The sequence below is a fragment of the Lunatimonas salinarum genome, assembly GCF_017811155.1.
GTDB classification, from domain to species: domain Bacteria; phylum Bacteroidota; class Bacteroidia; order Cytophagales; family Cyclobacteriaceae; genus Lunatimonas; species Lunatimonas salinarum.
In genome coordinates, this window is record NZ_JACVCV010000004.1 from 62,401 (window position 1) to 89,368 (window position 26,968).

Genomic DNA, 26,968 nt, shown 5'->3' on the forward strand with positions numbered 1-26,968 from the left:
TTTTAACCAAACAAATTCCAACCACATGCAAACATTAGCCAACACAGGTCTAGGAGGCCAGGTTTTTCTTGTCTCCGAACTTAATAATTTTCCCACCGAAGCATGTACCTTTTCGCTGTGGACCCACCAGCCCACCCGGCTTTTTTACGGAAATTACGATACCGGAAGTATCTACGATGACACGGTGACTTTCCTAGATATCTCCATTCAATCTGGCGGAATAGACCTTAACTTCGCCGGAAACGGTCACTATTTTTCTACTGGCGCCTTTCCGTTGTTTTGGACGGAGGAAGCCCATCACCTTGCCATTACGCTTCAAAGCACGCCTTCGGGCTATGCCATCAGCTGCTATGCCAACGCGGTGCTCATCGACACCATTACGCTCGAAATCCTCAATAGCGCCACCCAACCCCAGCCGATGCGATTACTCCCCTCGGGTCCCCTTTACATCGGCAATCAAGCTCCGGATTTATCCCAAGATGGGCAATTTGGAAACCTTCAGGAAGCCCGGGGCTGCATGAGTGAACTGCACCTATATAGGGAAGCCTTAGGCGCCGACGCGATCAACATAGACGCACTGGGAGACCTGCCCGAAAACACTACCCCCTACCTAAATCTCCCCCTCGATGACCTACACTATGACCGGCGCCTTGGACGTTGGCTCGACACCGTGCAGCCTTACTTCCATGCCCAAGAGCATATCCGGACAGATAATAATCCTGTGATCATGTTTAACGGCAACTATTCCCGTTTCCCAATCAAAGATCGTAGTGTGGCATTTTGGATCCGTTGCAGAGCGGGAGCCTCCGGCACGCTCATCAGCTACGGCGACGTGTCCAACACCGACCATCCCAATGATGGTGGGACCCCATGGATACTTGAAGATCCAAGCGGATTAACGCTTAACGGCTATGGATCTGGCATTCAAGCAGCCACCGGCGATTGGAACCATGTAACGATCGTGGAAGATTCAGTTGGCAATTCTACCACCTTCTACCTTAACGGAAAACCGGGCCCCTATCCCCCTGGTAGCTATATGAATGACGGTGTGATCTTAAGCCAGCCGCTACTACTTGGTGCGAAGCAAACCTCAGATGCGGATGATTCCGTATTTACAGGCGATCTCATCGACCTTCGTTTTTGGTCCCGGCCGCTCTCTGCCGAAGAAGTTGCTGAATTTGCACGGGGCGTGGTGCCTGACGCCACTGACCCGACCATTTCAGACTACCAGCCTCTTGGTACTTTTGAAGTGGACGAGGAAATCTATGGCAACAATCGGGTTTTTCTTCCCATGCTCGAAAACGATGTCAAGTACCCCTTACAATCCTCCTTGGCAATGAGGGAAGTGCTGCACGTTGGCCCGGACAAGGGTGGCATGCAAACACGACCGTACACCGATCTATCCGGGTCGGATTTTACGCTGGAGCTCTGGGCACAGGTAAATACCGACGGCTTCCTTTTTCGTGGTCTAGGTACCAACGAAATGGTCAACGTATCCTTGGCGAAAGAAGGTGATCGACTGGTCCTATCCGTTAAGAATGCGGTAGACGACCAATACACCCAATTTGTAATGGATACCACAGGCACCGAGTTAACAGAATGGCATCATTTGGCGTTCGTTATCTCCACGACAGGAGTAAGCGGCTATTTTGACGGAACAAGCACTTTTTCACCTGCATCGGGCGTTTCTAATGGTTTAGTCCAATTAGGGAACCTGTTGCAACTGCAGTTTGGTGCCTTCGGTAATGGCGCTACGGCCGTAGACGGCAGCTTTGCCGAGATTCGCTTCTGGAACAGAACCTTGGCGATAGGGGAAATACGACACATGATGTATCATTACCTCACCGGGAACGAAGCAGGACTGGTGGGTCGCTGGGCATTTGAAAATGCCCTCGGAAGAGATACCTCGACTACTAAACAACATGCCTTTCCGGTAAACAAACCTGAATTCACCGAGCTTTCGGATATTGACTTAGAACCACTTGGATCTCCTTACCTCGTTGCTCAAGTTACGTTGATGGAAGACTATCATTTTGACGATGATCAAATTACACCGCGGAATTCATACCGCATACAAATAATCGCCCACGACGGAAACGACTCCCTACTTCCTGACCTTGACTTGTCGATTAGTATTCAGGCCGAACCCAATAATCCATTTCAAAATACAAACATCCTAACGGAAGATTCCGGCAAAACAGCCACGACCCCGATAGCTATCAATCAACCCTACGTGATGTCTACAAACGCACAGGGAATGATCGCCTTTGCGCTGCCAGCGGAAGACCTTCTAGCCCCCGTGCTGCGCATTACAGCTCCTTTCATGCTTCAGGACCATGCACTCCTGGTGTTCCCGGATAGGCAGGCCCATCACGCGCTTGCAGAGGTCACCGAAGACGATTTGTTGAACAAAAAAGTCAAAATGGCCGCGGACCAAGCGCCAAGAGCAATCGTAACGCCCGAGCACCGTGATTCTGTATCTCATGTAGCAAAGGCTATTCAGAACTTTATGGGAGTTGGAACGGAAAAAACACCTCAGAGCAATACGCCTGTGGTTCGACCTGTGGAACAGCGTCTTCGGGAAATTGTCACACCACCGATGCGCCGCCTCTACGAAAATGCTACCGCTTCTCCCGACACCTATAATCCGCAAACCGATGTGATTTCGGGATATGCGGTGGACCAAGGACAACCTAGCATCAGCCGCTCCCTTTCTGTCAATGAAATGCCTGATTGGAGTTTTGGAAAGGATGAAAACGGAACCTTTGTGGTAATGGAAAATCACCGTTCAAATCGGATGCGAAATATGGCCTTGACAGAAAACCTCATCGTCAATGATCCCCTAACCCGCCTGCTGCTGGGCATTACCAATGAACGGCAGCGGTCTGATTCTACCCCTTCCTATTCCGACCTGCTAGCTGCGATAGACGAAACCAACCGTACGCGTAGTTTCTTCGACCTCTTCGCAGCAATCCGGGATGCGGTCAGCTTTGTAGTGCAAACGGTAGAACACGTTTATGAAACAATCAAGGAGACGGTACGGGTGGCTGTGGTATTTATCACCGATGCCTTCGATGCGGTGACAGCTTTCGCCATTCATACCGTAGAGCATGCCGTCGAAGCTGTGAAGGGCGTTTTGGCAAAAGTAGAAGCCACGGTAGAAGGCGCAATTAATTTTGTAAAGGCGATTCTTGACTGGGACGATATCCTTGAAACACAACGGTTCAACGAACAGCTATTGAAATCGGCGATGATTGCCGCACAGGGGAAACTTGGGAGAACCAAGACTGCCACCTTGAATTGGGCAAAAGGGCTCAAGGTCAGCACACATACGTGGCTGGAGCAGTTAAAATCCGATGCCGCGCAACATAAGTCGTCCATGAATGACAATACCGCTCCTACTCAGCGGACCAGTATCAAAGGTTCCTACATGCAAAATATGGCAAGCGATCACGCCAAAGATGCAAACATGAGCGACGATACAGATGTAACCACAACTCCCAGTCAAGCACAGGATGCGCTGAATTTAATCAATAACAACAACCCGGGCAAATCGGATCAAATTCTCAGCGACATGGCCAATCTACACCTGTTCTCCGGTACCGAGTTTAGTTTAACCACGATCGTGGACCGGTTGATAGATCTATTGGAAGTTATCTCAGATAATCTTTTTGATATGCTGATTGCAGGTATCGACTGGTTTTTCACACAGCTGGAACAATTACTAATTGAGCTCGATAAGCTCCTTGCAACTCGGATTGATATCCCATTTGTGACCCGGCTATACGAACATTACATCATGAAAGACTCCGGAGCCACACTTACCCTCTACAGCTTTGGTGCATTGGTAGGAGCTATCCCGGCCACCATTTTGTATAAACTCGCTACGGGATCCGATCATGGGCCCTTTCACGGTGAAGACCTAAACCGGTACCGGACTCTAATTTCCTCGGCAGTAACAGTGATACCTGTAAACCAGGACGAGCGTACCCAAACCCAGATCTCTCAGGAGAAAGCTTCATTGGGCTTGGGCGGGTGCTTTCTAGGATTCGTTGCCATTACGGGTGTGTTTAATACTTACCTAAACAGCATGCCCGCTACATCTGCCAAGCTAAAACGAATCGGGCTCAGTTTTAACACCTTGTTTCAGCTTTCGCAGTTTCCGATAGGCTCTTCGTTTAACCTGGAGACCAACCCGAACGACGCGCCCGCTGCCGTAGAGGAAACAATCTGGGCCGTTCAGTTTTTTCCATTGGTTTTAGAAGCGATAACGGCTTCTGATAAGCTAACCACTAGCAAAGAGTTCTTTGATAAATTTTCAATGGTGTCGACTACCCTATTCGGAGGCCTTCACGTTGCCCTCTTTATCACTGTCTTCGCGCTAGAGGTCAGTCAGCCGGAAACAGACAAGGAAGATAGCACCCTTAAATTTGTAGCAAACCTTTCCTCCTGTGTACCGGAGTTGACGGCATGGGTGGCTCAACCTGTTGCAAAAGCGTTAATTAGTGGCGTTTCAGCGACTGCATGGGGACTGATTAGTTCGGTTAGGTACGTAGGTGAAATAAACCGGTACAATCAAACAAGTACCCACCATGTCTTCTCACCGAGATGATTAGACTTTCCTTCTATCCAAAAAGATCCGAACTCAAGTACCGATCACCCCGGTCACACGTGATACACACAATCACCCCTTCTTCCAATTCCGCTGCCACCGTTAATGCAGCAAACAAGGCGCCGCCACTGCTCATGCCAGCTAGGATACCTTCTTCTTTGGCCATGCGCCGTGTCATAGCCGTGGCTTGTTCTTGGCTAACGTCCACGACTCGGTCTACCCGGTCTGACTCAAATATCTTGGGTAAAAACTCCGGAGACCAGCGTCGTATGCCGGGAATGCTGGATCCATCCGTAGGCTGGGTTCCCACAATCTGAATATTGGGATTCTTTTCCTTCAGGTAACGGGATACCCCCATAATGGTCCCGGTGGTACCCATGGCAGATACAAAGTGCGTGACTTTTCCCTCAGTATCTCTGTAGATTTCTGGCCCTGTGGTTTGGTAATGTGCCCAGAAATTATCTGGGTTGGCAAATTGGTTGAGCATGTGGAACCCTTCATTTGCAGCCATCTCCTCTGCCAGGGTTCTCGAATATTCGATCGTTTTTTCGGCAGGAGTAAGAATCACCTTCGCTCCGTAAGCCTCCATGGAAAGTACCCGCTCTTTGGTGGAATTGTCTGGCATGATCAGGGTCATCTCTACACCAAGTAGGTTCGCCACCATCGCAAGGGCAATGCCCGTATTGCCACTGGTTGCTTCAACCAACCGAGACCCCTTATGGATCTCTCCTCGCTCCATCGCTCTTCGAATCATGTGGTAAGCGGCTCGGTCCTTGACAGACCCTCCAGGGTTTTGACCTTCCAGCTTACAAAAAATCTTAACACCCGGATTAACGGGGATATTTTCAAGGGCAATCAGCGGTGTATTGCCTATCAGCTCAACTAATTTCATGCAGTAACTTTGTTTGGCCATACGAAATTGCCACTTCAATCGTCCTTCTTGAGTACGTAGAGATCGGTCAGATTGGACGAGGCATCGTAGAGTTTGGTCTGGTAATATATCTTACTTTTCGGAGGAATACTCTTGGTCAACCATACGTTGCCCCCCACGATACTTTCCCTACCAACCACCGTGTCACCGCCTAAAATGGTCGCACCGGCATAGATGACAACATGATCTTCAATAGTTGGATGCCGCTTTTTATCCGCATCCTCCTTGTTTACGCTCAGTGCTCCGAGGGTCACGCCTTGGTAGATTTTGACATGGTCGCCCACTACGGTGGTTTCGCCAATAACTATCCCCGTACCGTGATCTATGCAGAAGTGTCGGCCTATTTTCGCCCCAGGGTGAATCTCCACTCCCGTTCGGCTATGCGCATATTCCGTAATCATCCTAGGAATGAGAAATATCCCCAGTTTATGCAGCAAGTGGGCAATCCGATAAGCAGCCACTGCATAGAACCCCGGATAGCAGCGGATTATTTCTGTTTTTGACTTTGCCGCCGGATCACCGGAAAAAATTGCTTCCAAATCCTCCAGCAGCAGGTCATAAACCTGCTCCAAGGAATCAAAAAACGTTACAGCCAACTCCTCTCCATCGCCGGAATGAAGCTGGCTATTTCGTGCGAGGATACGCTTTAACTGCACCTGGAGATCAAAGTACTTCATTTCAAGGGTTCCTCGCTCCCTCAACACCTCGTTGGCATGTTCCGGAAACAGTATACCAAGGATATCCTCGAAAAAACGGTTGATCACCTTGGGCGATGGACATCCCGGACAATCGTTGTGTGACTGGTGCAGGCGATCAATAAACGACTTCATATATAAGGGGGGGATAGAAAGAATAGCTTTAGAATACAAAACCCACTCTTACCACATAAGGTTCACGGTAGGGAGATCTTAAATTATCGTGCAATAGATTATAAAGCAACATAAAATTCATCCCTCCTCTATTGCCAAACGGTGAAAAATATCCGGCCCCGACCAAAAATCCAGGAACCCAATCTCTTGTTAGCACAATATCATTGGAATTGGGCAGCTGATTGGCTACCTCCAGATTCAATGTCTCATACTCTGCGTGCGCGAAAATCCGGGGCAACACATTATATCGGTTAAAGATCCTGCCCCCATAAATGTTGGAATTGTAGTTAAAAAAACGATCGTTGAAATATTGATAGGTGGCACCCACGCCTGCGGAATACTTCTCCGTGATCATGACTCCCGCCAAAGGAGAAACATCTATAAATGTGATTGTCCCAAATTGAAGGCTGAGGTTACCTCCAAAGTACATTCTTTCTGACAAGGGAGGGTTGTCCTCCGGGTAAATCTCCCGCTGGGCAGACACCTGGACGACGGCCAATAGGGTTAGGCTTAAGGCAAGAAACAGCAGCTTACCACCTCCCAAGCTATTCTTCGATAATAACATATAAGTCTTCCGATTTTCGTTTCATCAAATACCTTTCACGGGCAAACTTCTCCAAAAGTTCATAATTGCTCATCAATTCTTCCCGATCAGCCTGCACCTTTTCTTTTCTCTCCAAGTAAAACTCCTTCTGCCGTTCCAAATCGCGAAGTTTTGCGCGTAGCTTAATATGGCTTACGATATCATTGGTATCTATAAAGACCATCCAAGCCACAAATAAAACGGTAAAAATAAAGTAGAAGTTTTTGGTGTATTTCAGGTATTTGCCCATCGCCTTCTTATATGTTTACACAAATATAGTCAATGAAGGTATTCCAAGAGTTAAAAGGAGAGAATAAAATCATCAAACCCATGACACCTCCGGCGAAGCTGCCGATAGGGATTTACGATTAATCCTCCAATGAAAAGTCCATAGGAAGTGAATCCGCCATTTTTTGCCATGCCCAATATCCGAATAAATGAAGGTTCAACGGATTCGATTCCTGACCTGATGGGTAGATGGTGAGGGGGGCTATCAAGTGGATGCTGGAAACCGGATTTTCAGAAACTGGACGATAGCCACTATGAAAGCTCTTCACATATTCTTTGGGGAGTTTGGCATGTTTATAGGTTATTTGAAGATAGTTTTCAAAATCCAATTCGATGACCCCCTCCACGTTACGGCTGTAGGTATTGGAAGCCAACAGGTTCTCCTCCACTTTCTCGATTGTTTTAGGTAGCTTCTCCTTCTCAATCAATGCATTAAGGGAATCTTTAAACAAACTATACGGAAGTTCCTGTATTTCCTGCATACGTTTTTTAGCCTTTTCTATGATCTGATCATCCGGCCTGTCCGGATTTGGAATCAATTCCATACGTCTCACTTCAAACCCTTCCTCACTCACTATACCGTCCCTGAGAGCTCTTTTAAAATGCAGCCAAGAACCTAAATACGCTCTTTTCCTTGCCTTTGCCCATCTATTGAGTTTGTACCTTTTACCTCCATCGAATTCCATATAACTGGGATATCCCATATAGCGGAAAATCCCCTCTTCCATATCGTATTGAAAGGATGATAACAAGTACCTGATATGTAGACCTAATCCGTGATTTTCAATTTCCAAAAAATCCACACTTTTGACTTTTAGCGAACTTTCTTGCCTGTCTATGATCAGCACTTCCGGGTTAAGAATTTCACTTCGGATCCCATTCTCGCTGCTCCCAAGGAAAAAAATTGAAAGGTTTTCAAGTTCTCATACCACTCTCTGCTTCTTTCCGCCTTTATTTCCAATTCATTCAATTCAACAACAAGCGGAGCAAGCTCAAACAAGGATGTTGGAGGGTTGGAGGTAAAATCAGCTTGGTAAACCAGTCTGTCATATCCCATCATGGAAACAATAATCTCGTAGACACCTTTATTCACCTTCAGTTCAAACCGACCATTTTGATCAGCTACGGATCCTTGCATGGAATTGTTGATGAACACGGAGGCAAAAGGAAGGGGCTCATTGGTCGTGCCATCAACTATACGTCCTGTAATAGATACCTGCTGGGCAATTCCGAAGTTGCTGCCAATCGATAGAAAAAAAGCAAATGATACTGCTACTAGCTGTTTGAACATAGCCTGATTGAAAAAAGGAATCTAGTACGTCCCTTTCTACTTTACGGCAGGTTAAATTGAAAGTTGTAGTTTGTCCGCTAAACTGTTAGATCCTTCCTTGTTGAAATGCACCTTCGCCATAAATGCAGGGTTAATCTTACACTCATTTATAAGGAGTAATAGTTGATTTTGCAGAATCAAGTACGAGAGGCATCCTATCGCAAAGCCACCACGATCAATACCGGATTGTCGTCGTCTGCCCACCCCTCTAGCTGGTCCCGCAGCCCTGGAGCCAATTCCATTTGCCCCACACCCGACTTCAGCGTCTTCATTTCCACCAAAAAAACCAACTCCCGATCCGAACGAAATCCCACTGGCTGGTAAAAAACCGCAGAATCGTGCTGATGCAAAACTTGCTTCTTTAAGCGGTTGCTGGACTTGTCCAGCAAAACCTGATGGTTTTCTACCCCTTGCATGGATTGAACGTAAATTTCAAATAGACTGTACGATTCACTGTCGTGCATCCTATACACATCGGCAAATCCCCGCTCATTTAGCTTCATAAATCCCTCCATCAAATCTTCCTCCCAAAACTCGGCTGGGACAGCCATGCGCCCAAAATCAAAGGATACGTGGGGAGTAATGCTATCACCCACCACCTCGTAGATCACATCGTCAAAGGAATCGTGGAAAAACAACCGATCAGGGAACGAATACAGGTTAACACCTGTGATCGGCATCATATCGTTGGAATAATCGTTCTCCAAAAACCGGCCGACTATACCACCCTCCTCATCCAACAAATAAAGTCGATGGTCCGAGACCGGTAAATTATGCCCGGCATACACCGCTAAGCGCTCGGATGGACTCCATTCCGCAGAAAAGCCCAAAACACTCAATTTGGTGGATTCCGGTGTGCCCTTTGGCATGGGAAACCGGATAAGTTCGGTATCCATACCCTGTCCGGTTAGAATTTCCAGATCGTTTGTAGGGCGCAATAAATGGGATATTCGGGCCACTTTATCGGGGCCTTCCCCAACCTCCAATAATTTTCCTGCATAAGCCCCATCACTCAAAAAATAATGAACATCTCCCTGTTGCTGACTCTCCCAAATCAAGTATCCATCGTCCCAAAACCTAAGTTCTACTTGGGTGCTGATCAGGTTATCTGACCTGGTTTCCAAGGGGATCAATTCCTTAATCTCCCATGAAAACGAATCCTCGACCACCTCCATCAACACAATGGGGTCAAAGGGGGAAGAATCCGGAGAGGACTCACAGGATGCCAAAAGGATCATCAAGATAGCCACGCAAGGGTAAACACACAAAAAGCGCATAGAACCAATGAATTAGATTTAGACGAATAATTTACCTAATTTTTTAATAATTTAAAAATATGCATAAAAAAAGCCCCGACGAATCGGAGCTTTTAAGGTTTGTAACCTCCTATTAGCATGTTAAAACTTCAGACCTGGGAAATACGCCGATTCGCCGAGCTGCTCCTCGATTCTCAAGAGCTGATTGTACTTGGCCATACGGTCAGATCGGGAGGCTGATCCGGTTTTGATCTGTCCAGTATTCAACGCTACGGCCAAATCAGCGATGGTAGCGTCTTCTGTTTCACCGGAACGGTGAGACATTACCGACTTGTATTTATTTCGGTGACACAAATCCACTGCATTGATGGTCTCTGTCAATGAACCGATCTGATTCACTTTAACCAAAAGCGCATTCGCAATTTGTTTCTCGATACCAGTCTGCAATCTTTCTACGTTGGTCACAAAAAGGTCATCACCTACTATTTGGATCTTATCTCCAACCGAATCCGTCATCAATTTCCATCCGTTCCAATCGTCCTCGTGCATTCCATCTTCAATGGACTTGATCGGATACTTGGCTACCCAATCCTTCCAGTAATCGGCCATTTGCTGGGAAGTCAGTTCATCCCCGGTAGATTTCTTAAACACATACAAGCCTCTTTCTTCATCATAAAACTCAGAAGACGCCGCATCCATGGCGATGAATACATCTTCACCTGGACGGAACCCCGCCTTCTCAATGGCCTGCAGCACTACCTCAACTGCCTCTACATTAGATCGAAGGTTTGGAGCAAAGCCCCCTTCATCCCCTACGTTGGTAGAGAGCCCTTTGGCCTTCAATACAGACTTGAGGTGATGGAAGATCTGAGTGCCCATTCTCAAAGATTCAGAAAAACTCTGAGCTCCTGCCGGCATGACCATAAACTCCTGGAAGTCGATCGCATTATCTGCATGGGAACCGCCGTTAAGGATGTTCATCATGGGTACAGGGAGGGTATTCGCATTTACGCCACCGACATACCTGAAAAGAGGCTGTCCAGCCTCCATGGCTGCGGCCTTTGCTACTGCCAAGGAAACTCCCAAAATTGCATTTGCCCCTAGCTTAGATTTGTTTTTGGTGCCATCAAGGCTGATCATCAGCTGATCAATGTGGTTCTGCTCAAATACGTCGAAGCCTACCAGTTCAGGGGCAATCACATCGTTTACATTAGCAACGGCTTTCAAAACGCCTTTGCCCATGTAAACACTCTTGTCGTCGTCTCTCAGTTCCACCGCTTCGTGCACACCGGTGGAGGCACCACTTGGAACGGCCGCCCTTCCAAATGCCCCTGAATCTGTAAATACATCTACTTCTACCGTGGGGTTACCCCTTGAGTCTAAAATTTGTCTTGCGTGAATAGTTTGAATCAATGACATAGTATAAAAGGTTTGTTTTTTACTGTTTCGTTAAAGCAATAAACTGGTCGAATAGGTACCGGGAGTCATGTGGCCCGGGACTTGATTCCGGGTGGTATTGAACCGAAAATGCAGGCCTTCCCTTCAACCGTATACCTGCAACTGTTCCATCGTTGAGGTGGATGTGGGTTATTTCCAAATCCGGGTTCTTTTCGATATCCTCTTTAGAGACCACAAAGCCATGGTTCTGTGAGGTGATTTCACTATTACCAGTAAGCAGGTTTTTAATCGGATGGTTTAGCCCACGATGTCCATGATGCATCTTGTAGGTAGATACACCACACGCTCTCGCCAAAATTTGATGCCCCAAACAAATGCCAAATAAGGGCTTTCCTAATTCCAGAATATCTTTGGCTGTATCCACAGCATAATCCATCACGGCCGGATCACCTGGACCGTTGGATAGAAAGTAAGCATCGGGTTCCCAAGCTTCCATTTCTTGAAGTGTCGTCTTAGCTGGAAACACCTTGCAATAGACTCCTCTTTCTGCAAGACAACGAAGGATATTTCGTTTTATACCATAGTCGACACAAGCTACTTTCACCTTTGCATGCTCATCCCCAAAGAAAAAAGGCTCCTTGGTAGAAACCTGTGAGGACAGTTCAAGACCATTCATATCGGGCACCTTTTTTAATTCTGCCCTCAGATCCTCAATATTTGTTATCTCAGAGCTAATAATCGCATTCATGGCCCCTTTGGATCGAATGTGTCTAACCAAAAGCCGAGTATCTACATCTGCAATACCAGTGACCCCATTTACCTCAAGATACTCTTGTAAGGATTGCTTGGCATCGAGACGGCTATACACATTTGAAAAGTCATTGACTACAATACCTGCAATCGGTGGTTTAGCTGATTCGGCTTCCTCATCCACCACCCCATAGTTTCCAATATGCGGAGTGGTGTTTACAATGATTTGACCGGTGTAGGATGGATCTGTGTAAATCTCTTGGTAACCGGTCATACCGGTATTGAAACAAATCTCTCCTCCACTAGTTCCTTCCTTTCCAACAAGTGTACCGTGAAAGACCATTCCGTCTGCCAAAAGAAGTGTTGCTTTTTTTCTTGTCATGATAAAATTTGAATGGACAAATTTAAGGATTTTATCAGTAAGTGATCGAATAAATGGTGAAAGGATACAAAAAAGGGATTGAGCCTAAGCCCAATCCCTTTTTCGAAAATGCATGCAGTTATACATACTCCAACTTATTCCGCTTTTTTCTCCTCGGTGGAATCAGCATCCGATTCAGGAGCTTTGTCTTCAGCTGCATCAGTAACCGGAGCGGCTTCTTCCGCCACAGGCGCTGCTGTGTTGGCTTCGGACTCGCTTTTACCGGCACTTCTTCTGCTTCTTCTTCTAGAAGACTTCTTGGCAGGCTTCGCATCCTGTAACATCAATTCGTTAAAATCAACCAATTCGATGATACACATCTCGGCATTATCACCTATACGAAATCCTGTTTTAATAATTCGAGTGTATCCACCAGGTCGGTTTCCAACCTTATCCACTACGGTGCCAAAAAGCTCCTTAATGGCATCCTTGTTCTGAAGGTAGGAAAAAACGACCCTCCTGTTGTGCGTGGTATCCTCCTTAGCCCTGGTGATGAATGGCTCTACATATTTTCTCAGTTCCTTGGCTTTAGCCAGCGTAGTGGATATGCGCTTATGCAGGAACAGCGAACTAGCCATGTTGGAAAGCATCGCTTTTCTGTGCGAAGCAGTCCTTCCAAGGTGGTTAAATTTCTTGCCGTGTCTCATTTTATTTTATTCTTCATCAAGTTTATACTTAGACAAATCCATTCCAAAGGTAAGGCCCTTTTCCTGGATCAACTGCTCCAACTCCGCCAACGACTTCTTACCAAAGTTTCGGAATTTCATCATATCTGAAATCTCCAGTCTAGCCAAATCACCTAATGTTTTCACATCGGCCGCTTTTAGGCAGTTGTAAGCTCTGACAGAAAGGTCCAAATCACTCAGTGAGGTCTTCAGCAATTTCCTCATGTGCAGATACTCTTCATCAATGGGCTCTATCGCTCCACTTCCCGGTGCATCGATTACCATGGTTTGATCAGAGAACAGCATGAAATGTTGTATGAGGATCTTTGCAGATTCCTGAAGGGCCTTTTCCGGGTGGATAGACCCATCAGTACTAACTTCCATCACCAATTGCTCGTAGTCAGTCTTCTGCTCCACCCGAGTATTTTCCACTCGGTATTTTACATTTTTGATGGGAGTAAATATTGCGTCAATTGGGATGACACCATATACCTGCTCTTTCGGTTTGGATTCTTCTGCGGGTAGGTATCCTCTTCCCTTTTCAACCGTTAGTTCGATTTCCAAGCTTTTAGATTCATCCAAATGGCAGATAATAAGATCCGGATTCAAAACTTCGAAAGATGAAGTATATTTGGCAATATCTCCGGCGGTAAAGACGTCTTTGCCTTTAACTTCAACGGTGATTTTACCATCTATGGATTCATGCAGCTTTTTAAATCTTACTTGCTTAAGATTTAGGATAATATCAGTAACATCTTCTACTACTCCATCTATACTGGAAAACTCATGCACTACGCCAGGAAATTTCACTGCCGTTATTGCATAGCCCTCCAAGGAGGAAAGAAGGATTCTCCTCAATGCATTACCAATAGTAACCCCGTAACCTTTTTCCAACGGCTTGAAAGTAAACAGACCATGAAAATCGTCTGCTTTTTCCATCACCACTTTTTCCGGCATTTGAAATGCTAATATGGACATATCGATAGTTCTTTTAAGGTCGGGAATTAAATTTTATTTAGAGTAAAGTTCAACGATGAGTTGTTCTTTGATATTCTCGGGAATGTCTTCCCTCACAGGAATACTAACAAACTTACCACTCAAAGAGGACGCTTCCCACTCCAACCAAGGGAACCTGTTTGCCGGTCTGCCTGTCAGACTGTTCGTGATCGCCTCCAACGACTTGGAACGTTCCCTAACGCCAACGATATCACCGGGCTTCAAGGTAAAAGAAGGAATGTTTACTAATTCACCGTTTACCAATATATGCTTATGGGAAACAAGCTGACGTGCGGCCCTTCGAGTAGGTGCGATACCCAATCGGTAAACCGTATTATCTAGCCTAGATTCCAACAGTTGTAGTAGGTTCTCGCCCGTCACACCTTTTTTTCTCGAAGCAATGTCAAACATCTTAGCAAACTGCCGCTCCAGAATTCCGTAGATGTATTTTGCCTTTTGCTTTTCCATCAACTGAATGGCGTATTCAGACTGCTTCTTCCTTCTTCCCCTGCCATGTTGCCCAGGAGGATAGTTTTTCTTTTGAAGTACTTTACTTTGCCCTTCGATAGGTTCACCGAACTTACGGGCAATCTTCGCTTTTGGACCTCTATATCTAGCCATGCTATCTCTACTTTAAAATTATACTCTTCTACGTTTTGGAGGGCGACAGCCATTGTGCGGCAGCGGAGTCACATCCGTAATTGTTGTTACGTCGAGTCCTACATTTTGTAACGTTCTAATAGCTGACTCTCTCCCCGCACCAGGACCCTTCACAAACACCTCGATCTTACGCAAACCTAGGTCATAAGCTACCTGACCGCAGTTTTGGGCTGCCATCTGCGCCGCGTAGGGAGTATTCTTTTTCGAACCTCTAAATCCCATTTTACCTGCAGATGCCCAAGAGATAACCTGACCTGAATTATTGGTAATGGATATGATGATGTTGTTAAAAGAAGCTTTGATATGGGCTTGACCCACTGCTTCTACCTTTACAACTCGCTTTTTAGCTTTCGCTTTTTCGTTTCTTTTCTGAGCCATGATCTAAATCAAGATTTATTTAGTTGCTTTCTTCTTGTTGGCAACAGTTTTTCTCTTACCCTTTCTGGTTCTGGCATTGTTCTTGGTTTTTTGGCCTCTTACGGGCAGACCCTTACGGTGTCTCAAACCTCTATAACATCCAATATCCATCAATCGCTTAATGCTGAGCTGAACCTCGGATTTCAATACACCCTCTGTCTTATACTCTTCAGCGATGATGTTCCTAATGGCGGTAGACTCATCGTCATCCCACTCACCTGCTTTTTTATCCAATGAAATACCTGCCTTGTTAAGGATAGCCTTAGCAGAGCTCCTGCCTATACCGAAAATATAGGTTAGGCCGATTTCTCCCCGCTTGTTGTCTGGTATATCAACACCTGCAATTCTAGCCATAGTAATTAACCTTGTCTTTGTTTAAACTTGGGATTCTTTTTATTGATCACATACAGTTTTCCTTTTCTACGGATCACTTTGCAATCAGCACTTCTTTTCTTAATAGACGCCTTTACTTTCATGATTGTATCAAATTTTGGAGAATCTAAGCACTCCGTGACGAATTACTGATTATTTATAACGATACACAATCCTCCCTTTCGACAGGTCGTAAGGAGACAACTCCAACTTAACCTTATCCCCTGGCAGAATTTTAATATAGTTCATTCTCATCTTCCCGGAAATATGCGCAATCAACTGATGCCCATTTTCCAACTCAACTTTAAACATTGCATTGGACAGCGCCTCGATAATGGTACCATCTTGCTCTATTGATGCCTGTTTAGCCATATGTAAAATTTTCTTCTATATACTGATGTGTGGTGAGAACCTCTGTTTTGTCCTTGAAAATCGCTACCGTATGCTCAAAGTGTGCAGATGCTTTCCGGTCTGCTGTACGTATCGTCCAACCATCCCTTTCCTGAACTACATTCCTTGACCCCAGATTCACCATGGGCTCGATGGCAATCACCAACCCGTCATTTAAAACCTGACCGCTGCCTCGCTTACCATAATTTGGCACTTCGGGTGCCTCATGGAGGCTTCTACCAAGACCGTGACCTACTAACTCTCTGACTACCGTCAGACCCTTAGCCTCAACGAATTTCTGAATAGCATGCCCTATGTCCCCAATTCGGTTGTGATAAACAGCCTTTTCTATCCCTAAATACAGGGATTCTTTGGTAACATTCAGCAAATTTAAAATAGAAGGAGAAACTTCACCGACAGGGTAAGTATAAGCAGAATCGCTATGAAAACCTTGGTAAAAGACTCCACAATCTATTGAGATTATATCACCATCCTTCAATTCGTAGCCACTTGGAAACCCATGTACGACTACTTCATTAACAGAGATACAAAGAGAAGCAGGAAACCCATTGTATCCCTTAAAGGAAGGGATTCCCTGATGGTCTCGAATGTATTCCTCAGCAATCTTATCTAGAAAAGAGGTCTTTACCCCTTCTTTTACATATTTGGCAACCTCTCCGTGTGCTTTTCCTAAAATCTGAGCACTTTGTTTGATCAACTCAACCTCTTCCCTGGTCTTGTACCGTATCATACTAGGCTACTGCATAACTAGAAGGGTCATTCTTCATGTTACCGCTTTTCATCATTCCTTCATAGTGCCGCATAAGCAAGTAGCTTTCTATTTGCCGCAATGTGTCAAGGATCACACCAACCATGATAAGCAGAGATGTACCTCCGTAAAACTGGGCAAATTCACCACTTACGCCTGCGATAATCGCAAAGGCTGGCATAATAGCCACTAGCGACAAAAGAATAGAACCTGGAAGCGTGATTCTCGAAATAATATTATCGATAAAATCAGCAGTAGGACCTCCCGGTTTAATCCCCGGGATAAACCCTCCATTTCGTTTCATATCCTCTGCAATTTGTTCCGGGTTAACAGTGATTGCCGTGTAGAAGAAGGTAAACAAGATTATCATTACAGCAAAGACCAAGTTGTATTGCCAACTCGTAAAATCGCTGAACGTAGTCCCGATATAAGCAGCAATGTCACTGGACTCAGCCCAAATCTGCGCTACCAACGCAGGTAAAAACATCAATGACTGCGCAAAGATAATAGGCATCACACCAGAGGCATTTACCTTGATAGGGATATATTGCCTTTGACCACCATATACTTTTCCGCCTACGACTTGTTTTGCATACTGCACCGGAATCCTACGAGTCGCCTCAGTAAGCGCAACAGTTCCAACTACCACGAAAAACAGCACCACCGCCTCTATGATAAGCAACAGAATCCCGCCTGAACCTTTTGAAATGGACTCGGCAATGATAGCTCCTGGCAACGCTGAAATAATACCGATCATAATCAACATCGATATACCGTTACCAATACCCTTTTCGGTGATTTTTTCACCCAGCCACATACAAAACATCGTACCGGCAGTAAGCAAGACCAACGAACTAAACATAAACATGGTTTTGTTGATCATGATCGCTTCGTTAGGAATAGTTGCTGTTATGTAGCCTATACCCTGCGCCACGGTGATCAAAATCGTCAGAACCCGGGTAATTTGATTAATTCGCTTCCGGCCGGACTCCCCTTCCTTCTGAAGCTTTTGAAAATAGGGTACACCAACAGTTAACAATTGCAATACGATGGAAGCGGATATGTACGGCATGATGCCCAATCCAAAGATAGATGCCCTGCTAAAGGAACCTCCCAAAAACGTATCTATCAATCCAAATATTCCTCCAGCAGATTCACCGAGAAGACTCGGGTCTACTCCTGGCAATACGATAAAAGAACCGATTCTAAAAACCACCAAAAACCCAATGGTATTCAGGATACGAATCCTCAAATCTTCGATCGAAAAGATGTTTTTAACTGTTGTGATGAATTTTTTCATTGTTTAAAGCTTATTGACCGTTCCGCCAATCTTTTGGATAGCCTCCTCGGCGGACGCTGAGAACTTGTGCGCACTCACGTGCAATTTGCTGGTAAGTTCGCCTGTTCCTAGGACTTTTACAACATCTTTCTTAGACACAAGGCCATTTTCAACCAAGGTTTCAAACGACAGGGTGTCTGTATTCAATTTATCAGCAAGCTTTTGCAGATCTACCAAATTGATAGGTCTGTATTCAACCCGATTGATATTTTTAAATCCAAACTTAGGAACCCGACGTTGAAGGGGCATCTGACCACCTTCAAAACCCAATTTTCGCTTGTAACCTGACCGGGATTTCGCACCTTTATGGCCTCTAGTAGAGGTGCCTCCTCTGCCTGACCCTGTTCCCCGACCGATTCGCTTTCTGTCTTTCACAGAACCTTCAGCCGGACTTAATGTATGTAGTTTCATGTTCTTTTCGTTTTACAAAGAGCTCATTAAATAAGGACTCTATACCTAGAGGATCAGCCTATCAAACTTGCTCAGTTTTTACAAGGTGACTCACTTTATTGATCATCCCCATTATCTGAGGAGTACCTTCTAGTTCAACTGTGCGGTTGATCTTCCCCAAACCCAAGGCAATGATAGTTGCTTTTTGATCCTTCGGTCTTTTGATCGTGCTTCGAATTTGTGTTACTCTTACCTTCGCCATTGTATTAACCGTTAAAAACCTTGGACAATTTAACCCTCCTCTGCTGCGAAACGGCAATGGCGTCCCGCATATTTTCTAGCGCATCAATGGTAGCCTTCACCACATTGTGAGGGTTTGACGAACCTTTTGATTTGGCAAGGATATCCGTGTAACCTGCACTTTCCAGTACCGCCCTCATGGCACCACCGGCAAGAACTCCCGTACCAGGTGCAGCCGGTTTGATGAGCACCAAACCGCCACCGTATTTACCTAATTGGTCATGAGGCACAGTCCCTTTATAAAGCGGCACCTGAATAAGGTTTTTCTTTGCATCTTCTATGCCCTTTGTAATAGCATCAGTCACCTCATTGGCCTTTCCCAAGCCATATCCAACGATGCCGTTTCCGTCACCTACTACCACGATCGCTGAAAAGGAAAATCGTCTACCACCTTTCACCACCTTGGCAACTCGGTTTATAGCTACTACTTTTTCTTTCAGCTCAGTATCAGTAGCCCTAATTGGTTTTTTTCGTATTTGGGACATAATATCTATTAAAATTTAAGGCCAGCTTCTCTGGCACCGTCTGCCAAAGCTTTCACATTTCCATGATAGAGGTATCCACTTCTATCAAAAACAACTTCTGTCACTCCACCGGCCAATGCTTTCTCAGCCAGCTTTTTGCCCACTTCTTTAGACACCGAAATGTTGGCATTCGCCTTTGCACCCAATTCCTTGGAAGATGCGCTCATAAGTGTATGCCCTACCAGGTCATTTATTATCTGAGCATATATACCGGTATTACTCTTGAATACCGCCAAGCGAGGCCTAGAATCGGTACCGGAGATCTTTCTCCGAATACTCTTCTTAATTCTACGTCTACGTTCGTTCTTATTAAAAGCCATGTCTCAATTATTTTTTAGCAGAAGTTTTACCAGCCTTACGTCTTACAAACTCACCGACAAAGCGTACACCTTTCCCTTTGAATGGCTCAACCTTTCTGAAGGATTTAATTTTGGCCGCGATCTGTCCGATCAACTCCTTGTCAATGCCCTCCAATGTGATGAGCGGATTTTTTCCCTTGGGTGTCTCCGTTTTTAGAGAGATCTCTTGAGGAAGAGCGAAAAAAATATTGTGGGAGTATCCAAGTGCCAATTCAAGCACTTGGCCCTGATTAGTGGCCTTATAACCCACACCTACCAGTTCCAGTTCCTTCTTATACCCTTCACTCACACCGATCACCATATTATTCAGCAAAGATCTGTAAAGACCGTGCAGTGACTTATGGCGCTTAGAATCTGTAGGGCGTGACACCGTCACCTGATTTCCTTCGACGGTTACGGTAATATCAGGATTTATCTCCTGCTTCAGCGTACCTTTGGGACCTTTAACAGTGACCTCATTATATTTGGACACGTCTACAGTAACACCCGCTGGTATATTTATTGGTTTTTTACCTATTCTAGACATCGTATTCCGATATTAATATACGTAACAAAGTACTTCACCACCGATTCCCTCGGTCCGAGCCTCTTTGTCAGTCATGATTCCACGGGAAGTAGAAATGATGGCTACTCCCAAACCATTGATTACACGGGGAAGGGTTTCCTTGCCCACGTACTTACGCAAGCCTGGCTTGCTTACCCTCGTAAGATTAACGATGGCATTCTCTTTGGTGGCAGGATTGTATTTCAACGCAATTTTGATGGTGCCTTGGGGGCCATTATCGTCAAACTTGTAGTTCTGAATATATCCTTTGTCAAAAAGAACCTTGGTGATCTCCTTCTTAATATTAGAAGCAGGGATCTCCACAATCCGGTGAGACGCTTTAATTGCGTTTCTCAATCTGGTCAGATAATCAGCTATTGGATCAGTCATATTTATAAACAGTCTAACTGCACGCCCTGAATGGGCGGGCAAAGTTACACAATGATTCTCAGAATAAAAACATTTGTCTGATTTTTACCAGCTCGATTTAGTGATACCAGGTATCTTGCCCGCAGAAGCCATCTCCCTAAAGGTCACTCGGTTGATACCGAATTTTCTCATATAGCCTTTAGGACGCCCAGTTAGCTTACACCGGTTATGAAGCCTAACGGGAGAAGCATTCTTGGGAAGTTTATCCAACGCTTCGTAGTCACCGGCTGCTTTAAGTTCGGCCCTCTTTTTGGCATACTTGGCTACCAAACGCTCTCTCTTTCGTTCACGAGCTTTTATCGACTCTCTTGCCATGATCAGTTTTGGTTATTTTTATTTACAAACGGCATTCCCATTGCCTTTAGCAATGCAAAGGCCTCCTCATCTGTCTCCGCAGATGTTACCAAAGTAATATCCATCCCGGATATACGATTCACTTTCTCGATACTGATCTCCGGAAATATGATTTGCTCGGTAACACCAAGGGTGTAATTTCCGCGTCCGTCAAATCCTTTGTCAGAAATACCTTTGAAATCCCTTACCCTCGGAAGCGCAACGCTCACCAACCTATCGAGAAATTCATACATTCGATCGCCTCGAAGCGTTACCTTGGCACCTATCGGCATCCCCTCTCTCAATTTAAAGTTGGAAATGGAATTCTTTGCCTTAGTGGCCACCGCACGTTGCCCAGCAATGATAGTAAGCTCTTCTACTCCTTGATCAACCAACTTTTTGTCTGCAACAGCCGCTCCAATACCTTTGTTGATAACAATCTTGGTCAGCCGAGGTACCTGCATCACAGATTTGTATTGGAATTTATCCTTCAATTCAGCGGAAACCTCAGAAACAAACTTTTCCTTCAATCTAGGTCTAGCCATTGATCACCTCCCCAGTTTTCTTTGAATACCTTACTAATTTACCATTATCCCCGCGCATTCTACCAGTACGCGTAGCTTCTCCTGTCTTAGGATCTACCAACATCAGATTACTTGCATGAATGGGGGCCTCGATTTTGTCAATTGCTCCTTGTGGAGAGTTAGCCGTTGGCTTCCGGTGCTTGGTGACAATGTTAAGGCCTTCTACGATGGCCCTTCTCTTCGCAATATCTACCGAAAGCACTTTGCCTTGCTTGCCTTTATCATCACCGGACAGAACTTTAACGGTGTCCCCGGTTTTGATATGCATTTTGGGATGCTTTATCACTTTCTTTTCCATGATTACAGTACTTCTGGGGCTAGAGACACAATTTTCATAAACTGCTTTTCACGTAACTCTCGGGCTACAGGCCCAAAAATACGCGTCCCTCTAGGCTCGTCGTTGTTATTTAAGAGAACTGCGGCATTATCCTCAAACCGGATATATGAACCGTCTTTTCTTCTCACTTCCTTTTTAGTCCTTACGATAACCGCCTTGGAGACGGTACCTTTTTTCATATTGCTGGATGAAAGAGCTGATTTCACGGTGACGACCACTTTGTCTCCGATGGAAGCATATCGTCTGCCGGTTCCACCCAGTACGCGGATGACAAGCACCTCTTTGGCACCTGAATTATCCGCAACACTCAATCTTGATTCTTGTTGTATCATGATTACTTAGCCCTTTCAATAATTTCTACTAATCTCCAACGCTTGTTTTTGCTCAGCGGACGAGTCTCGCTGATTTTCACCAGATCGCCTGGGTTACAGTCGTTGTTCTCGTCATGAGCCATAAATTTGGTAGTCTTAGCAACGAATTTACCGTAGATGGGATGCTTTACCCTCCGTTCTACAGCAACAGTGATAGACTTGTCCATCGCGCTGCTAACTACCTTTCCTATTCTTTCTTTACGCAGGTTTCTTTCTGTAGTAGCCATCGTATTCATTATTTAGCTAGTTGTTTTGCCCTCAAAGCGGTCTTTAATCTCGCGACCAACTTTTTTGCCTGACTGATCTTATTTGGATTCTCTATGGGAGAAATGGCATGAGCGAACTTCAACTTTGTTAAATTCTCCTGCTCAGCTACGATACGTTCGTTCAGTTCGCCCTCTGTGAGTGCGTTTATTTCGGAATTTTTCATCTTTGTATATTATCCTACGTATTCTCTACGTACCACAAATTTTGTACTGACCGGAAGTTTCTGTTGAGCCAATCTCAACGCCTCCTGGGCCACTTCCAAACTAACTCCAGTTGCTTCAAAAAGGATAGTACCAGGCTTAATCACCGCCACCCAATACTCAGGAGCACCCTTACCCTTACCCATACGAACCTCAGCAGGCTTTTTGGTAATGGGCTTGTCTGGAAAAATTCGAATCCAGACCTGACCTTCTCTCTTCATTGCCCGGGTCATCGCAATACGGGCCGCTTCTATCTGACGGGAGGTAATCCATCCCGGCTCCAAAGACTTAATGCCAAAGTTACCAAACGCCAATGTATGCCCTCTTTGGGCGATACCTTTGACCCTGCCTTTGTGCATTTTTCTAAATTTCGTTCTTCTTGGCTGTAACATGATTCGTCAATTAGGGTGAAATTAATTGCTTCGCTTTCTTCGTTTCGGTCCACCTTCTCTTCGTCTCCTGTTGCCGGCAGGCGCAGCGTTGCCTTTGCTATCACCGGATGCAACCACGTTAGGAGAAAGATCTCTCTTTCCGTAAACTTCACCTTTGAAAATCCAAACTTTGATACCGATAATACCATATACCGTTTGCGCTTCAGAAATCGCATAATCCACATCAGCTCGAAGCGTATGAAGAGGAATACGTCCTTCTTTGTACATTTCTGAACGTGCCATTTCCGCTCCACCAAGTCGACCTGAAAGCTTTACCTTGATACCTTCGGCCCCCACGCGCATGGTAGCTGCTATGGATTGCTTCATCGCTCTCCGAAAAGAAATCCTCGCTTCTAACTGCTGACCGATTGACTCACCTACAAGCTTAGCGTCGAGTTCAGGACGTTTGATCTCAAAAATATTGATTTGTACGTCTTTGTTGGTAAGCTTCTTAAGCTCCTCTTTCAATTTATCCACTTCTGACCCCCCTTTTCCGATAACCACTCCGGGACGGGCTGTCTGTATAGTAAGCGTAATACGCTTTAGCGTTCGCTCAATGATCACCTTCGAGATACCACCTTTAGGGATCCTCGCATAAACATAGTTTCTGATTTTTTGATCTTCATAAAGCTTGTCGGCAAAATCCCTTCCACCATACCAGTTTGAATCCCAGCCCTTTATGATACCAAGTCTTAAACCAATCGGGTTAACTTTCTGTCCCATATGTTAGTTTACATTTTCGGTTGATTCAACAACATCAGCGGTAACGCCATCGCTCACTGAGTCAACGATCAGGGTTACATGATTTGATCTTTTTCGTATTCTGTGAGCTCTACCCTGAGGGGCAGGCCTAAGACGCTTCAGCATTCGGCCACCGTCCACCATGATTGTTTTGATGTACAAGTCCGCGTCTTCCAATTTTTCGTCAGGATTTTTCGCCTGCCAGTTAGCCACTGCCGACAACAAAAGTTTTTCCAATTTAATGGCACCGTGATTAGGTGTGTACCTCAGAATACTTAATGCATGCCCCACACGCTTGCCTCGCACAAGATCTGCCACAAGACGCATTTTTCTGGTGGAGGTAGGAACATCGTTTAATCTTGCTATTGCTTCCATGATTATCTCTTTCCTTTATCTTTTTTGGCAATGTGGCCTCTGAAATTCCTCGTTGGGGCAAACTCTCCCAACTTATGCCCCACCATGTTGTCTGTCACAAAAACCGGGATAAACTTGTTACCGTTATGCACAGCAAAGGTATGGCCTACAAAGTCCGGAGATATCATCGATCTTCTGGACCAAGTTTTGATTACAGATTTTTTGCCGGATTCGTTCATCGCATCCACCTTCTGCAATAAATGGTGCTCTATATACGGACCTTTTTTTAATGAACGTGCCATAGTTATTTAGATCTTCTACTGATGATAAGTTTGTTGGAATACTTCTTGGGTGACCTGGTCTTCTTGCCTTTGGCGAGCAAACCTGTCCTGGAACGCGGATGACCTCCAGAAGAGCGGCCTTCACCACCACCCATTGGGTGATCTACTGGGTTCATCGCCACACCTCTAGTCCTTGGACGTCGGCCTAACCACCTGTTTCTACCAGCTTTACCGAGTACTACGTTCATATGATCGCCGTTAGACACAGTTCCCACCGTAGCCCTACAGGTACCCAACACCATTCTCATCTCACCGGAAGGCAATTTAACTGTCACATACTTACCCTCACGGGCTACAATTTGTGCGTAGCTTCCGGCGCTTCGAGCCATTGCAGCCCCCTTACCGGGCTTCAATTCTATCGCATGCACAATCGTACCTAATGGGATATTATTGATAAGCATACAGTTACCTACCTCAGGTGCTACCTGCTCCCCGGATATTACTACCTGGCCCACTTGTAGTCCCTCTGGCGCAATGATATAGGTCTTAGCCCCATCAGCATAGAACAGCAACGCAATCCTTGCCGTACGATTGGGATCGTATTCGATTGTCTTTACAGTAGCCGGAACACCGTCTTTGGTACGCTTGAAGTCAATCACCCGAAGCCTCCTCTTGTGTCCTCCGCCTATATATCGATTAGTCATCTTACCGGAATTGTTCCTACCTCCGCTTTTTTTCAACGGGGCCAACAAACTTTTCTCTGGCTTTGATGCTGTAATTTCATCAAATGCAGGAGCTACTCTGAATCTGGTTCCGGGGGTTACCGGCTTAAGTTTTTTAACTGCCATGATTCTTCCTTAATTATATTTCTCCGTAAAAATCAATAATCTCACCGTCCGCTACCTGGACGATGGCCTTCTTGAAGGCATTGGTATAGCCTGATACGATTTTGGCCTTGGTATATCGTGTTTTCTTTTTAGCAGCGTAACGCATCGTGCGCACATCCACTACTTTCACACCATACATATCTTCCACTGCCTTTTTAATCTGAGGCTTCTTCGCCGTCTTTTCGACCACAAAGCCATATACTCCCCGATCATTCATCGCAGAGATCTTCTCAGTAATCAAAGGTTTCTTTAATACATTCTTCATCTTACTTCGATAATAGGGTTTCTAACTTACTTACAGCGCCCTCACATAATACCAAGCTATCGGCATTAAGCAGCTCATAGGTATTGACATCATTAACCACCATCACCTTCGCCTTCGGCAGGTTTCTGCTAGATAGTACTACGTTCTTGTCCACCTCTGGAATCAACAACAAAGTCTTCTTATCTGCTAGCGATAACCCGGTCAAAAGCTGAATGTAGTCTTTGGTCTTAGGAGCATCAAAACTGAAATCCTCCAACACCAACACACTGTTATCTTTGGCTTTATAGGTAAAGGCTGATTTTCTAGCCAATTGCTTTAACTTCTTATTCAACTTGAAAGAATAATCTCTGGGTTTGGGACCAAACACCCTTCCACCACCTCTGAATACAGGCGATTTCAACGAACCAGCCCGAGCACCTCCAGTACCTTTTTGCTTCTTAATCTTCTTGGTAGACCCAGCCACTTCATTTCTCTCCTTTGACTTGTGCGTGCCTTGCCGTTTATTGGCCAGATATTGCTTCACATCCAAATAGATCGCATGATCGTTTGGCTCTATTCCAAATATCTCTTCGGAAAGATTAACCGTTCTGCCGGTTTCTTCACCGCTTTGTTTTAATATTGCTAATTCCATCTTGTTACTTCTCTAGAATTACGTAAGAATTTTTCGGTCCTGGAACAGATCCGCTTACTAACAATAGATTCTGCTCGGGATAGATCTTCAATACCTTTAAATTGATCACCTTCACCCGATCTCCTCCGGTTCTTCCAGCCATGCGCATCCCCTTAAAAACCCTTGAAGGCCAAGAACATGCACCAATAGAACCAGGGTGACGCTGACGGTTATGCTGACCGTGGGTCTGACCACCGACGCCACCAAATCCATGACGTTTTACCACACCCTGAAAACCCTTACCTTTAGAGGTGCCAATCGCATCCACGAAGTCACCCTCTACAAAAACTTCCGAAGCCTTAACGGTCTTACCCAGGTCTACCTGACCTTCGAACTCAACCCTAAAGTCCCTGAACTCTACAACTTTGTGCTTTGGCGTAGTGCCAGCCTTTTTAAAATGGCCAACCAACGGCTTGGGCGTATTCTTCTCCTTACGCTCCCCGTACGCCAATTGCACAGCATTGTACCCGTCTGATTCAACATTTTTTACTTGCGTCACTACGCAAGGACCAGCTTCTATTAGCGTGCATGCGACATTACGCCCATCGGCACTGAAAATGCTAGTCATTCCAACTTTTTTTCCTATTATTCCAGACATCTTCTGTTAGATAATAAACCAAGAAACACAAGTATGGACACACCTGTGCTTTTTTAA

39 protein-coding genes are annotated in these 26,968 nt (G+C 45.3%); 1 reads left to right on the plus strand and 38 read right to left on the minus strand.

Translation table 11 applies throughout. From position 1 onward, the window contains the following. Window positions 1–25: 25 nt before the first annotated feature. Window positions 26–4,612 carry a LamG domain-containing protein gene (locus tag IAQ59_RS05835; protein WP_209329865.1) on the plus strand — a complete coding sequence of 1,529 codons (4,587 nt, stop codon included), beginning with the start codon at window positions 26–28 and terminating at the stop codon, window positions 4,610–4,612. Window positions 4,613–4,625: 13 nt separating this feature from the next. Here IAQ59_RS05835 and cysM read toward each other — a convergent pair whose 3' ends face one another. The 38 genes from cysM to rplC all read right to left on the minus strand — a co-directional run bounded on the left by cysM (window position 4,626) and on the right by rplC (window position 26,911). Continuing rightward, the gene (cysM, locus tag IAQ59_RS05840) at window positions 4,626–5,504 is read right to left on the minus strand and encodes a cysteine synthase CysM (RefSeq protein WP_209329866.1); all 879 of its coding nucleotides are present in this window, start codon (window positions 5,502–5,504) and stop codon (window positions 4,626–4,628) included. 35 nt (window positions 5,505–5,539) lie between these two features. Further along, a complete protein-coding gene (gene epsC, locus IAQ59_RS05845) occupies window positions 5,540–6,373 on the minus strand; it encodes a serine O-acetyltransferase EpsC (protein ID WP_209329867.1) in 834 nt (277 codons plus the stop codon). 28 nt (window positions 6,374–6,401) lie between these two features. After that, window positions 6,402–6,977 carry a hypothetical protein gene (locus IAQ59_RS05850; protein ID WP_209329868.1) on the minus strand — a complete coding sequence of 192 codons (576 nt, stop codon included), beginning with the start codon at window positions 6,975–6,977 and terminating at the stop codon, window positions 6,402–6,404. Next, on the minus strand, window positions 6,958–7,245 hold the full coding sequence (locus tag IAQ59_RS05855; RefSeq protein WP_209329869.1) for an FtsB family cell division protein: 288 nt from the start codon (window positions 7,243–7,245) through the stop codon (window positions 6,958–6,960). Before IAQ59_RS05855 ends, IAQ59_RS05850 begins: the two co-directional genes overlap by 20 nt. Before the next feature lie 118 nt (window positions 7,246–7,363). Then, entirely contained in the window at window positions 7,364–8,131 is a 768-nt protein-coding gene (locus tag IAQ59_RS05860; RefSeq protein WP_209329870.1) for a hypothetical protein, read from the minus strand. After that, window positions 8,125–8,574: a carboxypeptidase-like regulatory domain-containing protein gene (locus IAQ59_RS05865; protein WP_209329871.1), complete on the minus strand. Its 450-nt coding sequence runs from the start codon at window positions 8,572–8,574 to the stop codon at window positions 8,125–8,127. Before IAQ59_RS05865 ends, IAQ59_RS05860 begins: the two co-directional genes overlap by 7 nt. A gap of 194 nt (window positions 8,575–8,768) precedes the next feature. Further along, on the minus strand, window positions 8,769–9,890 hold the full coding sequence (locus IAQ59_RS05870) for a 6-bladed beta-propeller (RefSeq protein WP_209329872.1): 1,122 nt from the start codon (window positions 9,888–9,890) through the stop codon (window positions 8,769–8,771). A gap of 120 nt (window positions 9,891–10,010) precedes the next feature. After that, window positions 10,011–11,288, minus strand: a complete 1,278-nt coding sequence (gene eno / locus IAQ59_RS05875) for a phosphopyruvate hydratase (protein WP_209329873.1) — start codon at window positions 11,286–11,288, stop codon at window positions 10,011–10,013. 19 nt (window positions 11,289–11,307) lie between these two features. Beyond that, entirely contained in the window at window positions 11,308–12,399 is a 1,092-nt protein-coding gene (gene carA / locus IAQ59_RS05880; RefSeq protein WP_209329874.1) for a glutamine-hydrolyzing carbamoyl-phosphate synthase small subunit, read from the minus strand. Window positions 12,400–12,533: 134 nt separating this feature from the next. Beyond that, the gene (rplQ, locus tag IAQ59_RS05885) at window positions 12,534–13,085 is read right to left on the minus strand and encodes a 50S ribosomal protein L17 (protein WP_209329875.1); all 552 of its coding nucleotides are present in this window, start codon (window positions 13,083–13,085) and stop codon (window positions 12,534–12,536) included. A gap of 6 nt (window positions 13,086–13,091) precedes the next feature. After that, complete coding sequence (locus IAQ59_RS05890) at window positions 13,092–14,081, minus strand: DNA-directed RNA polymerase subunit alpha (protein ID WP_209329876.1); 990 nt, start codon at window positions 14,079–14,081, stop codon at window positions 13,092–13,094. 33 nt (window positions 14,082–14,114) lie between these two features. Further along, window positions 14,115–14,720: a 30S ribosomal protein S4 gene (gene rpsD, locus IAQ59_RS05895; protein ID WP_209329877.1), complete on the minus strand. Its 606-nt coding sequence runs from the start codon at window positions 14,718–14,720 to the stop codon at window positions 14,115–14,117. A gap of 18 nt (window positions 14,721–14,738) precedes the next feature. Then, window positions 14,739–15,137: a 30S ribosomal protein S11 gene (gene rpsK, locus IAQ59_RS05900; protein WP_209329878.1), complete on the minus strand. Its 399-nt coding sequence runs from the start codon at window positions 15,135–15,137 to the stop codon at window positions 14,739–14,741. 15 nt (window positions 15,138–15,152) lie between these two features. Next, window positions 15,153–15,530 carry a 30S ribosomal protein S13 gene (rpsM, locus tag IAQ59_RS05905; RefSeq protein WP_209329879.1) on the minus strand — a complete coding sequence of 126 codons (378 nt, stop codon included), beginning with the start codon at window positions 15,528–15,530 and terminating at the stop codon, window positions 15,153–15,155. A gap of 5 nt (window positions 15,531–15,535) precedes the next feature. After that, on the minus strand, window positions 15,536–15,652 hold the full coding sequence (gene ykgO, locus IAQ59_RS05910) for a type B 50S ribosomal protein L36 (protein WP_009053196.1): 117 nt from the start codon (window positions 15,650–15,652) through the stop codon (window positions 15,536–15,538). 49 nt (window positions 15,653–15,701) lie between these two features. Then, window positions 15,702–15,920 carry a translation initiation factor IF-1 gene (gene infA / locus IAQ59_RS05915; protein ID WP_209329880.1) on the minus strand — a complete coding sequence of 73 codons (219 nt, stop codon included), beginning with the start codon at window positions 15,918–15,920 and terminating at the stop codon, window positions 15,702–15,704. Continuing rightward, a complete protein-coding gene (gene map / locus IAQ59_RS05920) occupies window positions 15,913–16,689 on the minus strand; it encodes a type I methionyl aminopeptidase (RefSeq protein WP_209329881.1) in 777 nt (258 codons plus the stop codon). Before map ends, infA begins: the two co-directional genes overlap by 8 nt. Before the next feature lies 1 nt (window position 16,690). Further along, window positions 16,691–18,007 (minus strand): preprotein translocase subunit SecY, encoded by a 1,317-nt coding sequence (gene secY / locus IAQ59_RS05925; RefSeq protein ID WP_209329882.1) that lies wholly within the window; start codon window positions 18,005–18,007, stop codon window positions 16,691–16,693. 3 nt (window positions 18,008–18,010) lie between these two features. After that, a complete protein-coding gene (gene rplO / locus IAQ59_RS05930; protein ID WP_209329883.1) occupies window positions 18,011–18,457 on the minus strand; it encodes a 50S ribosomal protein L15 in 447 nt (148 codons plus the stop codon). A 61-nt stretch (window positions 18,458–18,518) separates the two neighbouring features. Then, window positions 18,519–18,698, minus strand: coding sequence for a 50S ribosomal protein L30 (gene rpmD, locus IAQ59_RS05935; protein WP_209329884.1), 180 nt, complete (start codon window positions 18,696–18,698; stop codon window positions 18,519–18,521). A gap of 4 nt (window positions 18,699–18,702) precedes the next feature. Next, window positions 18,703–19,221: a 30S ribosomal protein S5 gene (gene rpsE / locus IAQ59_RS05940; protein WP_209329885.1), complete on the minus strand. Its 519-nt coding sequence runs from the start codon at window positions 19,219–19,221 to the stop codon at window positions 18,703–18,705. A gap of 8 nt (window positions 19,222–19,229) precedes the next feature. Beyond that, window positions 19,230–19,580, minus strand: coding sequence for a 50S ribosomal protein L18 (gene rplR / locus IAQ59_RS05945; RefSeq protein ID WP_209329886.1), 351 nt, complete (start codon window positions 19,578–19,580; stop codon window positions 19,230–19,232). Window positions 19,581–19,587: 7 nt separating this feature from the next. Beyond that, complete coding sequence (gene rplF / locus IAQ59_RS05950; RefSeq protein WP_209329887.1) at window positions 19,588–20,145, minus strand: 50S ribosomal protein L6; 558 nt, start codon at window positions 20,143–20,145, stop codon at window positions 19,588–19,590. 12 nt (window positions 20,146–20,157) lie between these two features. Continuing rightward, window positions 20,158–20,553: a 30S ribosomal protein S8 gene (rpsH, locus tag IAQ59_RS05955; protein ID WP_209329888.1), complete on the minus strand. Its 396-nt coding sequence runs from the start codon at window positions 20,551–20,553 to the stop codon at window positions 20,158–20,160. An 84-nt stretch (window positions 20,554–20,637) separates the two neighbouring features. Further along, window positions 20,638–20,907, minus strand: a complete 270-nt coding sequence (gene rpsN / locus IAQ59_RS05960; protein ID WP_010856283.1) for a 30S ribosomal protein S14 — start codon at window positions 20,905–20,907, stop codon at window positions 20,638–20,640. 2 nt (window positions 20,908–20,909) lie between these two features. After that, window positions 20,910–21,470 carry a 50S ribosomal protein L5 gene (gene rplE / locus IAQ59_RS05965; RefSeq protein WP_209329889.1) on the minus strand — a complete coding sequence of 187 codons (561 nt, stop codon included), beginning with the start codon at window positions 21,468–21,470 and terminating at the stop codon, window positions 20,910–20,912. Beyond that, a complete protein-coding gene (gene rplX / locus IAQ59_RS05970) occupies window positions 21,463–21,807 on the minus strand; it encodes a 50S ribosomal protein L24 (RefSeq protein ID WP_209329890.1) in 345 nt (114 codons plus the stop codon). The genes rplE and rplX overlap by 8 nt, the downstream gene beginning before the upstream one ends. Before the next feature lie 2 nt (window positions 21,808–21,809). Beyond that, window positions 21,810–22,178 carry a 50S ribosomal protein L14 gene (gene rplN / locus IAQ59_RS05975; RefSeq protein WP_010856286.1) on the minus strand — a complete coding sequence of 123 codons (369 nt, stop codon included), beginning with the start codon at window positions 22,176–22,178 and terminating at the stop codon, window positions 21,810–21,812. A gap of 2 nt (window positions 22,179–22,180) precedes the next feature. Beyond that, a complete protein-coding gene (rpsQ, locus tag IAQ59_RS05980; RefSeq protein WP_209329891.1) occupies window positions 22,181–22,444 on the minus strand; it encodes a 30S ribosomal protein S17 in 264 nt (87 codons plus the stop codon). Between the two features lie 8 nt (window positions 22,445–22,452). After that, complete coding sequence (rpmC, locus tag IAQ59_RS05985; RefSeq protein ID WP_209329892.1) at window positions 22,453–22,647, minus strand: 50S ribosomal protein L29; 195 nt, start codon at window positions 22,645–22,647, stop codon at window positions 22,453–22,455. 9 nt (window positions 22,648–22,656) lie between these two features. Then, entirely contained in the window at window positions 22,657–23,076 is a 420-nt protein-coding gene (gene rplP, locus IAQ59_RS05990; protein ID WP_209329893.1) for a 50S ribosomal protein L16, read from the minus strand. A gap of 21 nt (window positions 23,077–23,097) precedes the next feature. Beyond that, a complete protein-coding gene (gene rpsC / locus IAQ59_RS05995) occupies window positions 23,098–23,838 on the minus strand; it encodes a 30S ribosomal protein S3 (protein WP_209329894.1) in 741 nt (246 codons plus the stop codon). Between the two features lie 3 nt (window positions 23,839–23,841). Beyond that, on the minus strand, window positions 23,842–24,231 hold the full coding sequence (gene rplV / locus IAQ59_RS06000) for a 50S ribosomal protein L22 (protein ID WP_209329895.1): 390 nt from the start codon (window positions 24,229–24,231) through the stop codon (window positions 23,842–23,844). A gap of 2 nt (window positions 24,232–24,233) precedes the next feature. Then, a complete protein-coding gene (gene rpsS / locus IAQ59_RS06005; RefSeq protein ID WP_209329896.1) occupies window positions 24,234–24,512 on the minus strand; it encodes a 30S ribosomal protein S19 in 279 nt (92 codons plus the stop codon). Between the two features lie 2 nt (window positions 24,513–24,514). Continuing rightward, on the minus strand, window positions 24,515–25,339 hold the full coding sequence (rplB, locus tag IAQ59_RS06010; RefSeq protein ID WP_209329897.1) for a 50S ribosomal protein L2: 825 nt from the start codon (window positions 25,337–25,339) through the stop codon (window positions 24,515–24,517). A gap of 13 nt (window positions 25,340–25,352) precedes the next feature. After that, the gene (gene rplW, locus IAQ59_RS06015; protein WP_209329898.1) at window positions 25,353–25,643 is read right to left on the minus strand and encodes a 50S ribosomal protein L23; all 291 of its coding nucleotides are present in this window, start codon (window positions 25,641–25,643) and stop codon (window positions 25,353–25,355) included. A gap of 1 nt (window position 25,644) precedes the next feature. Then, on the minus strand, window positions 25,645–26,274 hold the full coding sequence (gene rplD / locus IAQ59_RS06020; RefSeq protein ID WP_209329899.1) for a 50S ribosomal protein L4: 630 nt from the start codon (window positions 26,272–26,274) through the stop codon (window positions 25,645–25,647). A 4-nt stretch (window positions 26,275–26,278) separates the two neighbouring features. Continuing rightward, complete coding sequence (gene rplC / locus IAQ59_RS06025; protein ID WP_209329900.1) at window positions 26,279–26,911, minus strand: 50S ribosomal protein L3; 633 nt, start codon at window positions 26,909–26,911, stop codon at window positions 26,279–26,281. Window positions 26,912–26,968: the final 57 nt, after the last annotated feature.